This window comes from Halorubrum sp. LN27 (genome assembly GCF_016635065.1).
GTDB lineage: Archaea > Halobacteriota > Halobacteria > Halobacteriales > Haloferacaceae > Halorubrum > Halorubrum salipaludis.
Map to the genome: position 1 here is coordinate 2,486,921 of NZ_JAEPET010000001.1, position 13,869 is coordinate 2,500,789.

Annotated in this window: 9 protein-coding genes and 1 tRNA gene; 3 read left to right on the top strand and 7 right to left on the bottom strand. The window is 70.5% G+C overall.

Annotation, left to right across the window (positions count from 1 at the left end; genetic code table 11):
- Positions 1-40 precede the first annotated feature (40 nt).
- From JIN95_RS12240 to JIN95_RS12260, 5 genes are all read right to left on the bottom strand, one after another.
- Positions 41-259, bottom strand: a complete 219-nt coding sequence (locus tag JIN95_RS12240) for a hypothetical protein (RefSeq protein WP_095635983.1) — start codon at positions 257-259, stop codon at positions 41-43.
- Positions 260-321: 62 nt separating this feature from the next.
- Entirely contained in the window at positions 322-1,785 is a 1,464-nt protein-coding gene (locus JIN95_RS12245; RefSeq protein ID WP_200531659.1) for a DHH family phosphoesterase, read from the bottom strand.
- A gap of 60 nt (positions 1,786-1,845) precedes the next feature.
- Positions 1,846-4,557 (bottom strand): TRAP transporter fused permease subunit, encoded by a 2,712-nt coding sequence (locus JIN95_RS12250; protein WP_200531660.1) that lies wholly within the window; start codon positions 4,555-4,557, stop codon positions 1,846-1,848.
- Between the two features lie 64 nt (positions 4,558-4,621).
- Positions 4,622-5,143, bottom strand: a complete 522-nt coding sequence (locus tag JIN95_RS12255) for a DUF1850 domain-containing protein (RefSeq protein WP_200531661.1) — start codon at positions 5,141-5,143, stop codon at positions 4,622-4,624.
- Position 5,144: 1 nt separating this feature from the next.
- On the bottom strand, positions 5,145-6,203 hold the full coding sequence (locus tag JIN95_RS12260; RefSeq protein ID WP_200531662.1) for a TAXI family TRAP transporter solute-binding subunit: 1,059 nt from the start codon (positions 6,201-6,203) through the stop codon (positions 5,145-5,147).
- A 160-nt stretch (positions 6,204-6,363) separates the two neighbouring features.
- Between JIN95_RS12260 and JIN95_RS12265 the strand changes: the two genes are divergently transcribed.
- The 3 genes from JIN95_RS12265 (at position 6,364) to JIN95_RS12275 (ending at position 11,858) form a co-directional block, all read left to right on the top strand.
- Positions 6,364-6,437, top strand: a tRNA-Lys gene (locus tag JIN95_RS12265).
- 410 nt (positions 6,438-6,847) lie between these two features.
- Positions 6,848-10,186, top strand: a complete 3,339-nt coding sequence (locus JIN95_RS12270; RefSeq protein WP_200531663.1) for a PAS domain-containing protein — start codon at positions 6,848-6,850, stop codon at positions 10,184-10,186.
- Between the two features lie 349 nt (positions 10,187-10,535).
- Complete coding sequence (locus JIN95_RS12275; protein ID WP_200531664.1) at positions 10,536-11,858, top strand: MFS transporter; 1,323 nt, start codon at positions 10,536-10,538, stop codon at positions 11,856-11,858.
- A gap of 39 nt (positions 11,859-11,897) precedes the next feature.
- On the opposite strand, the gene JIN95_RS12280 is transcribed toward JIN95_RS12275, so the two are convergent.
- Entirely contained in the window at positions 11,898-12,617 is a 720-nt protein-coding gene (locus JIN95_RS12280; RefSeq protein WP_200531665.1) for a class I SAM-dependent methyltransferase, read from the bottom strand.
- Between the two features lie 94 nt (positions 12,618-12,711).
- Positions 12,712-13,821 (bottom strand): guanosine monophosphate reductase, encoded by a 1,110-nt coding sequence (locus JIN95_RS12285; protein ID WP_200531666.1) that lies wholly within the window; start codon positions 13,819-13,821, stop codon positions 12,712-12,714.
- Between the last annotated feature and the right edge of the window lie 48 nt (positions 13,822-13,869).

Here is a 13,869-nt window from a genome sequence, read left to right on the forward strand (position 1 = left end):
TCGCCGGGCGCTCGGCCTTCGACGCCGATTTTCTCCCCCGTCACTCCCCCGCGGAGCTCCCGGCTTGTCGGTGCGTGTGGTGGAAGCAGTCGAACGCGGCCCCCGGGTCGGCGTCCGGGTCGACCGGGTGGAAACACACGCGTCGGTACCGCTCGTTGTCGAGTAAGTTGACGACGAACCCGTCGTCGTGTCGCGACACCGACGCGTACGGGTCGCCGCAGGCGGGACAGGTCTCCGGGGGGTCCTCGGGGACGTACATGCTTGGAGTCCCTGTTGGCTCCGATTACGGCCCGGGGGAAGAAAATCGCTCCGGCGATCCGATCACGACCCGTTGCCGCCCTCGCCGCCGCCCTCGACGCCGAGCGCGTCGAACAGCTTCCGGCGGACGGCCTCCTCGGTGAGGTGGAGCAGCGTGTCGCGGTTGTCGCCGCTCGACTGGATCCCGGTGAAGATGCCGAGCGGGATCTCTAACGATCCCTGCGTCGAGTGGCCCGCGGCGTCGCCCATCTCGGAGAACGCCTCGTCGAGGACGTTGCCGATGTTCAGCCGGATGTCCTTCGAGCGCGCGGCGAGGTAGATGGTGTCGTCGGCGATCCCCAACACGGCCGTCGTCGTGATCCCCTCCAGGTTGAGGAGGTGTTGGGCCGCCTGGGCGAGCGCCTCGCGGTCCCTGATGAACCCCGCCGTCGAGAACAGGTGGCTCCCCTGCACCTCGCGGTTCTGGATCGCCTCTGCGAGCACGTCCAGCGTCTCGGGGCTCATCGACGGCGACTCCACCTGCTCGAGCGTGTCGTGGTTCGCGAACGGGTGGAGGTAGGCGGCCGCCGTCAGGTCCGCGGGCGTCGTGTCCCGCTTGAAGTCGAGCGTCTCGGCGCGGATCCCGTAGAGGAGCGCGGTCGCGACCGCCTCCGTCGGCGACTGGTCGAACTCCTGGAGGTACTTCGTGAGGATCGTCGACGTCGAGGAGACGTTGGTCCGCACGTCGACGAACCGGGCGTCGAAGGGGACCTCCGACTCCAGGTGGTCGAGGTAGATGTCGATGTCGACGTCGAAGTCGAAGCCGTCCTCGGCGGACTTCGCCAGGTCGACCGCGGCGACCGTCCCGTACTCCGAGAGGTCGGGCGCCTCCGAGCGCGCCACCAGGTCGATCCCGAGGAGGTTGACGAACGCCCGGTTCTCCTGGTGGCCCACGTCGCCGGTGTAGAGGATATCGGCGTCGACCCCGAACGCGCCGGCGATGGCCTGGAGCGCGGTCGCCGACGCGATCGAGTCCGGCTCCGGGTTGTCGTGGGTCAAGATTGCCATCCGCCCGTCGCCGCCCTCGATTATCTCCGCGAGCTGGCGCGCCATGTACTCCAGCTCGCCGGTCTCGAGCGACTGGAGCGCGCTGTCGGCGATCACCGTCGAGGGGTTGATCACCACGTCGGCGCCGCGCTCGCGCAGCTCGTCCTCGCTGACGGGGTCCGAGGCGCGGACGACGACGTAGTGGTCGCCGCCGGTGTCGCGCACCGCCGAGACGGCCGCCTTGTTGGCCTCGACGTCGCTCGCTAAGATTAACACGATGTCCCGGTCGTCGAGCGCCTCGATCACGTCCGGGTCGGCGATGTCCTGCACGCGGGCGTTGAGGTCCTGGTCGCGGAGCGCCTCGACGCGGCTCTCGTCGCGGTCGAGGATGAGCACGTCCTTGCCGCGGCCGGTCAGGTCCTCCGCGACGGCGTGCCCGACGCTCCCACAGCCGAGGATGGCGTATCGCGTTCGCGCCGATCCGGATGCCCCACTACTCATTGCCCGTGATTTCCGCGGGACGACACTTAACGAGTGCGCTCTCCGCGCGGGGGCCCGGACCTACTGCGAGGCCGCCGTCTGAGAGTCCGGCCGCTCGCGCCGGTCCGACCCGTCGTCGTCGTCTCCCTCCTCGCCGCCCGCCCGCCGGCGGTTGCGGACGAGGCCGACCACGAGCAGCGCGCCGCCGACGCCGCGGGCGACGAGCTCGTTGGTGACCGAGTACAGCGCGACGTCGATCCCGACGAGCCCGAACGCGGCGCTGGCCGGCAACAGCACCATGCCGGGGACCGACAGCAACACCGCGGCCGCGATGAGCGAGACGCGCGCCCCGGCCCGCACGTCCGTGTGGTAGTAGCCGATGATCGCGACGCCGAGCGCGTACACGCCGGCGAACACCGCGACGACCGGCGCAACGACCTCCGGTAGGAAGAAGCCGAGGTCGGAGACGTCGGCACCGGTCAGGATCGATCCCTGCCCGTCGGTCGTGCGGAGCAGCAGGATCCCGGGGGAGAACACGAACGCGAACGGAACGAGGATCTTGTTCAGCGAGAGGAGGAACGCCTGTTTCCCGGTCTCGAAGGGGTCGGACTTCGCGATGCCGGCCGCCGCGTACGCGGCGACCATCACGGGCGGGGTCACGTCGGCCATCAGCCCGAGGTAGAGGACGAACAGGTGGACCGCCAAGATCGCGATCCCGAACTCGGGGAGGACGGGACCGAGCAGCACGACGATGATGATGTACATCACCGTCGTCGGCATCCCCATGCCGACGATCACGGCCGCGAGTCCGGCGAGGATCAACAGGAGGACGAGCGACCCGCCGCTCACGCTGATGATGAGCGCACGGAGGCTCCCGCCGAGCCCGGTGATCCCGATGACGCCGGGGATGATCCCGGCGGCGGCGACCGCGACGACCACGATGGTCGCGGTCTTCGCGCCGGAGTCCATCGCCTTCAGCACGAACGATCCGAACTGTCCCGCCCGCGACGATGCGACCTCGAAGCCGGTCCGATCGTCGAACCAGGTCGCCGCGTCGACCACGTCGTCGTCGAGGTCGAGCAGGGGCGCGTCCCCGCGCGGGTCGGCGAGGAGGAAGGCGACGCTGATCGCCGTGATGATCGTCGGCAGGGAGGAGAGCGCCTCGCCGAGGGCTCCCGTCACGCCGTACTCGGCGGCGTCGGCGCCGTACGCCAGCTCGATCGGCGTCACCCCGAGCGAGGCCAGCGAGACGGCGAACAGGGCGTAGCCGGCCGCGACGGCGCCGACGAGGTACGGACCCGTCCGCTCGTTGTAGGCGGCGACCATCGAGATGAGCGCCACGGTCGCGATGATCGTGAGCCACCCGGCGCGGCCCACGGAGAGCCGGGCGATCACGAGGTAGTACAGGAGGAGCCCGAGCGGGACGAGGTAGAACCACCCGCGCCGCATGTGCGGTCCCAGATCGAGCAGATCGGACCGGCTCAGCCCGCCGATCCCGTGTTTGGCGGCCTCGAAGTGGACCATCACCCACATCCCGAAAAAGAAGGCGATGGCCGGCAGCGTCGCGGCGATGACCACGTCGCGGAACGGCGTCCCCGTGTACTCGACGATGAGGAACGCGGCCGCGCCCATCACCGGCGGGAGGATCTGCCCGCCGGAGGAGACGGACGACTCCACCGCGCCGGAGAACTCAGGCGAGTAGCCGGAGCGTTTCATCAGGGGGATCGTCAGCGCCCCGGTGGTCACCGTGTTCGCGACTGAGGAGCCGGAGAGCATCCCCATGAACCCGGAGGCGACGACGCTCGCCTTCGCCGGACCGCCCTTCCGGGTGCCCGTGATCGAGTACGCGAGGTCGATGAACCACTTCCCGGCGCCGGACATCTCCAGGAACGCCCCGAACAGGATGAAGATGTAGATGAACCGCACGGAGACGCCGACGGGGACGCCCAAGATCCCCTCGACCGTGTACCAGAGGTTCTGGACGATCTGGTTCCACCGCAGCTCGGAGGTGGCGAACGTCTGCGCCACCGGCAGGTCGCGCGGCAGGAGGTACCCGTACTTGGCGTACAGGAGGAAGAGGCTCACGAGCAGCGTGAGCAGCAGGCCGAGCGCCCGTCGCGTCGCCTCCAACACGAGCAGGATGGCGAGCACGCCCATCAGGTACGCGAGGCTGTACTCGGCGAGGAAGCCGACCTCCGCGGCCGAGAGCCACGGGACGACCTCGCCGAGCGTGCCGGCGCCGGCGAGTCCCCGGACCCGGATGATGTCCGTGATCTCGTCGTACTGGGTGAGGTAGTAGGCGGTCGGGAACGTCGACAGGAGGACCAACGCGAGGTCCGACGGCGCGATCCGAGTCGATTCCTCGTCGACGAACAGCCACCAGATCCCTCGGCGGATCCCCTCGGCAGCTCTCGTCACCGGCGAGTCGCCGAACCGGTCCCGTGCGATCGAGGGGAGCGCGGCGAGCCGCCCCGTGATCGCCCCGTTGCCTGTCGATCCCGGGAAGAGGAGGAACGCCATCACGAGCGCGAAGTTGACGTGGATCGCGCGCACCTGCAGCGAGGAGAGCGAGCCGAGCCGCACCGTGGTGAGCCCCGGGATCGTGAACTCGAAGACGAACCCCCTGGCGCCGAGCCACAGCTGGTACGCCGAGAAGGCGATCCCGACGAGCGCGACGGCGACCAGCGCGACGCCCGTCAGCGAGCGTCGGTTGTCGATCTCCTCGAATACCTGGTCGGCCGCTTCGGTTCCTTCCGCGTCCGGTTCGATCCCGTCTGATGTGTTCGTCGTCACAGTTGTGTCACCCTCTCGTGTCCTGTCTCGCCTCGGTCTCCGCGCCCGGCGGGTGCGACGACGGCTACAGCCCCGGCGCCACCCGCCGCTCGACCGTCAGATCGACCGCGCCGCCGTCGGTCATCCCCGCGATGTCGTACCGCTCGTCGCCGACGATCAGGTCGTGATCGGCGACGGTGCCCGTCTTGAGGTGCAGCGTCGCGTACGATTCGGACGGGGGCTCAAAGACGTACCGGCCGTCGCGCTCCGTCACGTCCGCCTGCGACGGGAGCCCGGCCCCGAACGAGCTGAACTCCATTCGAGTCATCACCAGCTCACCGTCTCTCGGGGCGTACACGTCGCGGACGGTCGTCTTCTCGACGCTGTGCGTATACTCGATGACGATCTCGGTCTCGTCGGAGACCGGGGCCGTCACCAGCTCGGTGCCGCGCTCGTCGGTCACGACCAGCGTCGGGCCGCCGGCGACGGTGTCGACCGCGCCCACGGCGAACGCCGCCCCCGTGGCGGCCGCGAGGACCGCCACGAGGGCGACCGCGGCCAGGGCGGTTCCGCGCCGACCCGACGGGAGTCGCGACCGGAGCGCCACGTTACTCGAAGTAGCGGGCCGCGCCCTCGTGCAGCTCGATCGACATCCCGTCCTGCGCGGAGTCGACGCTGATGAAGTTCGTCTTGATCGACAGCTCGCCGAGGTTCTCGAAGATGGCCTCGGTGACCGCCTCGACCGCGTCGGCGGAGTACTCGGACCGCGTCGCGATCATCGCCTGCACGGAGACGGTGTCGACGTCCTCGTCGATGCCCTCGTAGGTGCCGCCGGGGATCGTGTCGTCCGCGAACCACGAGGCGTCGTCGCGGGCCGCCTGCCGCTCCTCGTCGGACATGTTGAGGATCTCAACGTCCGTGGTCGTCGCGAGCTCTTCGACCGCGCCGACGGGCCACCCGCCGACGACGAACGCCGCGTCGACGTCGCCGTCGCGGAGCTGGTTGGCCGCCTGCGTGAAGTCGGTGTTCTGCTCGTCGAAGTCGTCGGTCGTGAGGCCGGCCGCCGACTCGAGGATCTGGAGCGCGTTCACCTGCGTCCCGCTGCCGAGGTCGCCGGTGTTGACGCGCATGCCCTCGAGGTCGGACAGCGAGCTCACGTCCGACTCGGGGTTGAGGAGGACGTGGATCGTCTCCGGGTACAGCGTCGCGACGCCGCGGAGGTTCTCGACCGGAGAACCGTCGAACGCGTCGAGCCCCTCGCCGTTGCGGGCGAAGTAGGCGACGTCGTTCTGGATGAGCGCGAAGTCGGCGTCACCGTTTCCGAGGCTGCCGACGTTCTCGACCGACGCGCCCGTCGAGGAGACCTCGACCGGGTAGTCGGTGTTGTCCTCGATGATCCCCTCGAACTCGCCGGACAGCGGGAAGTAGGTCCCGCCCGTGCCGCCGGCGTGCCAGCGGATGACGTCGTTGCTCCCGCCGTCTTCGCCGTCGGATCCGTCGGAGCCGTCGTCGCCGTCCATTCCGTCGCTGCCGTCTTCGCCGTCGGATCCGTCGGAGCCGTCGCCACCGTTATCCGAACAGCCGGCGATGCCGACGACGCCGGCCGCGGCCGCCCCGCGGAGGAGCGTCCGCCGGTCGATCCGTTCGCTGATTGGGTTGTCTGACATACGACATGTGATACACAACGGGCGTTGATAACGGTTTCCCATGGGCGCGACTACACCATCCGGTTATCCCGGCTTCTTCGGTCGAATTTTTGACCGGAAGACGCGACCCGCGCCGGCGAATGAAAAGGCCTTTTACGTCGACGGGGATACGGTTGGATGAGGGCCGGTAGCTCAGTTAGGGAGAGCGACGGACTCTTAATCCGTCGGTCGCGTGTTCAAATCGCGCCCGGCCCGTGTTCCAAACCGCAGAGCGACAGCGATGCGGTGACGGAACCTGACGGAAGCGATTTGAAGTAGAGAAGTCGCAGCGCGAGCGTAGCGAGCGATCGTCTTCTCGTCGTTCACAATCGCGCCCGGCCCGCTCCTGTACCGACAAATCCCGAGTCGCGTAGATCGCGTGACGGCAATCGGATCGATCCGGAACCGATAGCAGATATATTTGTTCGGTAATATAACCCGTCTCCTCGCATCTCAAAATCGAGTTTGTCCGCCCTGAGAATTCGAGCGAACGGTTATTATAACGGCGGTCGTAGTCGCGTGAGTGACAGGACCGAACGGGTGCCGGCGGCGACCGGTGCGTCCGGTGCGGAGGACGCTCCGCGGACGGCCGACCGCTCGTGCGCACCGATCCGCGGGCGAGGGGTATGACACCTGAGGAACCGTCAGTTCACGTCGGCGAGCCGGTGGACGCCGCGTGGGGGGCGCTCCCCGAGGGGACGCGGACGATCCGGGAGCCGGCCGAGCGAGGGGTCGACGCTGATCCGCCCGTCGTCATCGTTCGCCTGCGAGGCACCGCCGAGTCGGACGGCGGAGCCGAGAGCGACCGCGGCGGAAGCGACGCCTCCGACGGCAGCGAGGCTCGCGGCGCCGGCCGTGCAACCGCGCCCGTGAGGATCGAGACGATCCGCGAGCGCTATCCGAACGCGCGGATCCTCGCGTACTCCGTCCGCGACGATCCCGACGCCGCGATCGACGCGAGCCGCCTGGGCGTGGAGTACGTCTCCGGCCGGCGGCTCGCGGCCGACGGCGAGACCCTCGCGGACCGGGTTGGGGCCGCCGATCGAAGGGAGCGCTCCCAGACCGCCGACCGCGGCGACGGGTTCCTCGAGCCGTTCGTCCGGATCGTCTCGGACCGCGGAACCGACCTCGAGGAGAAGGTCGACGCGCTGCTGGACCTCGGCCGCGACCACCTCGGACTGTCGATCGGTTACTCCTCCCGGGTCGACGGCGACCGGCTCCGGCTCCGGCAGTACCGCGACGGGACGGGACTCCTGGAGTCGCTCTCGGCGACCGCCCTCGACGACGACGGATCGATCCCGCTGGAGCTGACGTACTGCCGGCGGACGATACGGGGCGACCGCGGAGCCGGAGGCGATACGGACGACGGCGGCGGTGAGGGCGTGGTCGCGTTCACCGACCCCGAGGCCGCCGGGCTGGGCAGCGATCCGGCCTACGAGCGCTTCGGGTTCGGCAGCTACGTCGGCGGGCGCGTCGTCGTCGACGGCGAGGTGTTCGGGTCGCTGTGTTTCCTCGACCCGGAGCGTCGCGACCGACCGTTCGACGAGTCGGAGCGGACGTTCGTCGAGCTGCTCGCGGCGTGGCTCGGTCGGGCGCTCGAACGGCAGAGGGCGCTCGAGGAACGCGAGGCCGCGGTCGAGCGGTTCGAGAACACCTTAGAGCGCATCGACGACGCGTTCTTCGCGCTCGACGCCGACTGGCGGTTCACCTATGTCAACGGGAAGGCGGCCGCGCTGCTCGACCGCGATCCCGACGCGCTGATCGGCGAGGACGTCTGGACGGAGTTCCCGGCGGCGCTCGGAGCGGAGTACGAGGGGCGCTACCGCCGGGCGATGGCGACCCAGGAGTCGGTCTCCTTCGATGCGCATTACGAGCCGCTGGACCTGTGGACCGAGGTGACCGCGTACCCGTCGCCGGACGGGCTGTCGGTGTTCTTCGCGGACGCCTCGGAGCGGAAGCGCCGCGAGCGAACGCTCGAACGCCTCCTCGGCACCGTCGAGCGGATCCAGCGCGAGGGGGACGCCGAGGGGGTCGCGGGGCGGCTGGTCGAGGCCGCCGACGAGGTCCTCGACCACCAGATAAGCGGCGTGCGCCTGTTCGACCCCGACGCCGGGCTGCTCCGGCTCGCCGTCACGAGCGACGGGGTCGGCGAGCAGTTCGCCGCCTCCCGCGGGCCGCGTCCCCCCGGCGAGGGGATCACCGGACGGGTGTTCGAGCGGGGAGAGACCCGGGTGTGCGACGACCTCGCGGCGGGGGGTGAGGGACCGGCGAGAGACGATCTGTCGGCGGGAGACGACGACCGGGAGTACCACGGGATGCGCTCGTTCGTCGCCGTCCCGCTCGGGAGTCACGGCGTGTTCATCGTCGGGTCCGTCGAGTCGCACGCCTTCGACGAGAGCGACGTCACCGTCCTCGAGCTGCTGGCGACGAACGCGGTCGCCACCATGGACGCCAACGAGCGCCGCCGGCGGCTTCACACCTACGAGGACGCCCTGAAGAACGTCGACGACATGGTGTGCGTCCTCGACGACGACGGCGTCGTCACGTACGCGACCGCGTCGTTCGCGGCGTGGTTCGGGATCGGCTCGCGAGACCGCGAACGGCGAGGTCGCGACCCGGGAGACCCCCGCACGGCGGACGGCCCCGGCATCGCGGGACGGCGGCTCGACGGGCTCGTCTCCGGGCCGGACGGGGAGCGGCTCGGCGACGCGATCGCGTCGCTGTCTGGCCCGGCGGTCGACGGCGAGCGCCGGGACGACGCGACGCGGACGGTCGACCTGACGCTCCGACGCGAGGGGGAGTCGCGCGCGAGACACGGCGAGCTGCGGCTGTCCGCCCTGTCGGGGCGCACGAACGGCGTCGTCGCGTCGCTGTCGGACGTCACCGACCTCCGCCGGACTCGGACGGAGCTGTCCGCGGAGCGCGACCGCTTCCAGCGGCTGTTCGACCGGATCCCAGACCCGGTGATCGAGGTCGTCCTCGACGACGACGAGACGGTGATCGACGGGCTCAACCCGGCGTTCGAGGACCGGTTCGGCGCCGACGGGACCGCCCTCCGGGGGCGGACGATCGACGCCCTCGACATCGACGAGGAGCGGCTGGGCGGCGACGAGAGCCGCGGCGGGCTCGGCGCCGACTCGCTCGACGCGCTGCTCCGCGAGCGGGGGTTCGTCACCGAGGAGATCCGGCGACGGACCGTCGACGGCCCGCGGGAGTTCCTCTTCCGCGGCTTCACCTACGAGGCGAGTGGGACGCGGCGCGCGTTCGGCATCTACACCGACATCACCGACCGGAAGCGCCGCGAGCAGTACGTGCGGATCGTCAACCGGATCCTCCGGCACAACCTCCGGAACGAGCTGAACGTCGTGTTCGGCTTCGCCGGCGAGATCGCCGCGCAAACCGCCGACGAGACGATCCGCGACCACGCCCGGCGGATCGAGGCGACCGGCAAGCGACTGGTCGACGTCGCCGAGGGCGCCGCGACGATCCGGCGCGTGGTCGAGGAGGGGTACGTCACGGACCCGGACCCGATCGCCGTCCGCCCCGTGGCCGACGAGGTCGTCGAGAGACACGCGGAGCGGGCACCGAACGCCGATATCCGGACGAGAGTCCCCGACGGGATCGCCGTCCGCGGCGACGGCCGCTTCGCGACGGCGCTCGATCATCTCGTCGAGAACGCGGTCGACCACGCCGGCGACGCGCCGCGGGTCGAGGTGACCGCCGACCGCGACCCGGACGCCGGAGTTACGCGGGTGACGGTCGCCGACGACGGCCCGGGGATCCCGGCGACGGTCCGCGAGGTGATCACCGGCGAGCGAGAAGTGACGCAGCTCAGGCACAACACCGGCGTCGGCCTGTGGATCGTCGCGTGGGTCGTGGAGGCGTACGGCGGCGAGATCCGGTTCGGCCCCGGGGTCGACGGCGAGGGGACGGCCGTGACGCTCGTGCTCCCGTCCGCGGAGTGAGACGAAAAGCGAGGACGCCGAGGACGAGGGTCGGCCTCCGACGGCTCCGAACCGCGTCCCGACGTGTCCCCACGGCTCAGGCGTCGATGCCTCCGGGGACAAGCCTCGACGGCCTCCCGGCTCAGGCGTCGACGCCTTCGATCCGCGCCCCGCACTCGGGACACACCTCTTTCGCGCACGACACCGCGAGATCGCACTCCGGGCAGAACCGGCGGTCGCAGGCCTGATCACCCATGCGTCCGGATTCACTCGCGCGCGACATAACTCCGACGCCGGCCGCTCCGCGGGTCCGAGCCCTGAGGACGCTTCGAACCGAAACCCCTTTTGAAGCGGTGGGCACCGATCCGGTGTGACCAACGCGGACGCCGGCAACGGAAGCAACGCGGACGCCGGCAACGGGACGAGACGATCGCAGTTCTGGGCGCTCTATCTGACCCGGTTCGCGGAGGGGTTCGGCTTCATCACGCTCGTCACCCTGTTGGGCCCGTACATCAACACGCTCGACCCGCAGGCGACGACGGTGCTCGGCGTCACCGTCTCGGCCGGATTCATCATCGGGATGTACACCACCGGGTTCACCCTCGCACAGACCGTCGCCGTCGTCCCCCTGGCGTGGGGCGGCGACCGCTTCGACAAGCGGCGGGTCCTGCTCGGCGTGCTCGGCGTCGGCGCCGGCGTCTACGCCCTCTTCCCGCTCGTCGACTCCTCGGCCTCGTTCATCCTGGTCCGCGCCCTACAGGGGCTCGTGGTCACCGGCGCCGGGCTGATGACGCTGTCGCTGGTCGGCCAGATCGCGGACGTGGGCACGCGGGCCGACAAGATCGGCAAGGCGAACGCCGCCTCCTTCGCCGCGTCGATCGTCGGCTCGCTGTCGGCCGGCGCGATATACGACGCGCTCGGCTTCGGTCCCATCTTCACGATCATCGCGCTGCTGATGGTCGCGGCCTGGGTCGTCACGTGGCTCGTCCTCGACGACGACGACACCCGCGTCGAGGGGTTCCCGTTCTCGGACCTGGCCGTGAACCGACGGATCCTCACGATGACGAGCTTCCGTGCCCAGTACGCCTTCGCCGTGACGATGGTGCGGACGTGGATTCCGATCTACGCGGGCACGGAGATGGCCGCCGGCGGCCTCGGCGTGGCCGGCATCGCCATCGCGGTCACCGTCACCGCCGAGAAGGCGACGAACATGGTCGGCCAGCTGTTCACCGGCCGGCTCTCGGACGCCTACGGTCGGTCCCTGTTCGTCTTCGCCGGCGGCGGCGCCTACGGGCTGATCGCGGTCGCCATTCCGTTCTCGACCGCGATCGGGACCGCGGTCGGAACCGACGTGACGCTGCCGCTGCTCGGAACGCTCCCGGCCGCGTACCTCCCGCTTGTCGCCTTCTCGGGACTCCTCGGGGTTGCCGACTCCTTCCGCGAGCCCGCGAGCATGGCGCTGTTCGCCGACGAGGGCACCGACGACGGCGGGGTCGCCTCCAGCTTCGGCATCCGCGAGCTGGTCTGGCGGCCGGGCTCCGTGGCGGGCCCCCTCATCGCCGGCTGGCTGATGGTCGAGGTGAGCATGGCGTCCGTCTTCTACGTCGGCGGCGCGTTCGCGATCACCGGCGTCCTCGCGTTCCTCGCGATCCTCGCGCACGACCACGGGCGCGCGGCGCTGACGGCGTGGTAGGGCGCGTTACCGCTCCCCTCGTCTCTGTCCCGGTGTCCCCTACCGCTTCCGGAGCGCGGCCCGGTAGTGCGGGCCGTCTCCGGTCCCCTCGTGGTCGATCGCCTCGATCTCCCACCCGGTCCCGACGGCCGCCTCGCGGAGCCGGTCCGGAGAGAACAGCCGGAACTGAAGCGTCGGGTCCCGCTCGCCCTCGTACGCGAACCACATGACTCGGTGCGCGAGCCCCGGCGTCGGGTCCTCGCGGTAGCCGAGGAGGGCCGCGGCCTCGGGGTGGTCCGGGTCGTAGCAGTCGACCACCGCGGTCGCGCCGGGCGTCGTCACGAACGCGAGGTCGCCGAGGAACGCCGAGAGCCCCCGCATCGATCCGGCCAGTCCGGCCTGCGTGCCGATCGCGAGCGCCGACGCGAACCGGTCCCGCTCGAACGCGTCCCGGAGCGCGAACATGTCGCCCTCGCGGGCGTCCGCGACGCCGCGGTCGCGCATCGTCTCGACGAGCGCCGGGCTGGGCTCGACCGCGACCGTCTCGAACCGCTGTTGAAACGCCAGCGCGTGCCGGCCCGCGCCGGCGCCGAGGTCGACGAGCGGCCCGTCCAGCCGCGACGCCAGCCACGAGCCTCCGTCGCTCTCGGGGTCGAACTCGGTGAAGTAGAACGCCTCGATCGGGTGGTCGCGCGTCTCCTCGCCGTCGCCCTGTCGGAGAGGGCCGGTCCGGTCGCCGCGGTGGTGGTCGCGGATCGCGCGTCCGAACGCGTCGGTCATGGTTCGAACGACCCGCGTCACCGTGAAAAACCGTACGCGAGTTAGTCACACAATCGCATGGTTTCTCTGCGCGCTCCGATGCCGGAAGGGCCGGTCAGTCGTCGCTTTCGGCCGCCGACCCGCCGGCTGAGTCGGCGACGCGCTTCGTCTCGCTGTCCACGCTGATCCCCTCCCAGTCGTCGTCGGTGTGGAACCCCTCACGCTCCTTCGCGCCGGGCGCGACGCGCACGAACTCGGCCCGGTCGCGGGCGCGCTCGATCGTGTGGCCGCCGCAGTACGAGAGCCCCGACCGGATCCCCTGACAGAACTCCTCGGCCACCGTCGCGACCGGTCCCTTGTACGGCGTCAGCGCCTCGACGCCCTCGTCGGCGCCCACGTCCGCCCCCTTGTCGTCGCGGTCCTCGGCGGCGGCGGTGGTCGCCATCCCCCGGGACCGCTTGTACCGCGTCCCGTCGACCTCGACGACCGCGCCGGGCGCCTCCTCCGTGCCGGCGAAGAGGCTCCCGAGCATCACGGTGTCGGCGCCCGCCATCAGCGCCTTCGCCGCGTCGCCGGAGGTGCGGATCCCGCCGTCGGCGCAGATCGTCACGTCGAGGTCCTCCACCGCCGTCGCGCAGTCGTCGACCGCGGTCAGCTGCGGCACGCCGGCCCCGGCGACCTTCCGCGTCGTGCAGTGCGACCCCGGGCCGATCCCGACCTTCACGCAGTCGGCACCGGCGGCCGCCAGGTCCTCGACGCCCGCGGGCGTCGCGACGTTGCCGGCGACGAGACCCGTCTCCGGGAACGCCTCGGCGATCTCCTCGACCGCCGCGAGGGCCCGTTCGAGGTGGCCGTGTGCCACGTCGACGACGAGGGCGTCGACGCCGGCGTCAACGAGCGCGGCGCTCCGGCCCATGTAGTCCTCGTTAATGCCGACCGCGGCGGCCACCTGCTCGCCCGCCGCGGCCACGGCTTCGACCTGCGTCGCCTGCTCGTCGACGGTGAGGAATCGGTGGAGGACCCCGATCCCGCCGACGCGGGAGAGCTCAATCGCCAGCTCCGCTTCCGTGACGGTGTCCATCGCCGCCGAGACGAGCGGCGTCTCCAGTTCGACGCCCGGCGTGAGCCGCGTCGAGAGGTCCACGTCGCTCCGGCTGTCGACGGGCGAGCGCTGCGGGACGAGCAGCACGTCCCCGTAGCTCAGTCCGGTTCGTAGATCGTTCATACCCCTACCGAGGGGAGAGACGCTCACTGATAAATCACTCGGCAGGCG

Coding starts and splice junctions, on each gene's coding strand:
- JIN95_RS12240 (WP_095635983.1), bottom strand. CDS start 259: ATGTACGTCCCCGAGGACCCCCCGGAGACCTGTCCCGCCTGCGGCGAC.
- JIN95_RS12245 (WP_200531659.1), bottom strand. CDS start 1,785: ATGAGTAGTGGGGCATCCGGATCGGCGCGAACGCGATACGCCATCCTC.
- JIN95_RS12260 (WP_200531662.1), bottom strand. CDS start 6,203: ATGTCAGACAACCCAATCAGCGAACGGATCGACCGGCGGACGCTCCTC.
- JIN95_RS12270 (WP_200531663.1), top strand. CDS start 6,848: ATGACACCTGAGGAACCGTCAGTTCACGTCGGCGAGCCGGTGGACGCC.
- JIN95_RS12280 (WP_200531665.1), bottom strand. CDS start 12,617: ATGACCGACGCGTTCGGACGCGCGATCCGCGACCACCACCGCGGCGAC.
- JIN95_RS12285 (WP_200531666.1), bottom strand. CDS start 13,821: ATGAACGATCTACGAACCGGACTGAGCTACGGGGACGTGCTGCTCGTC.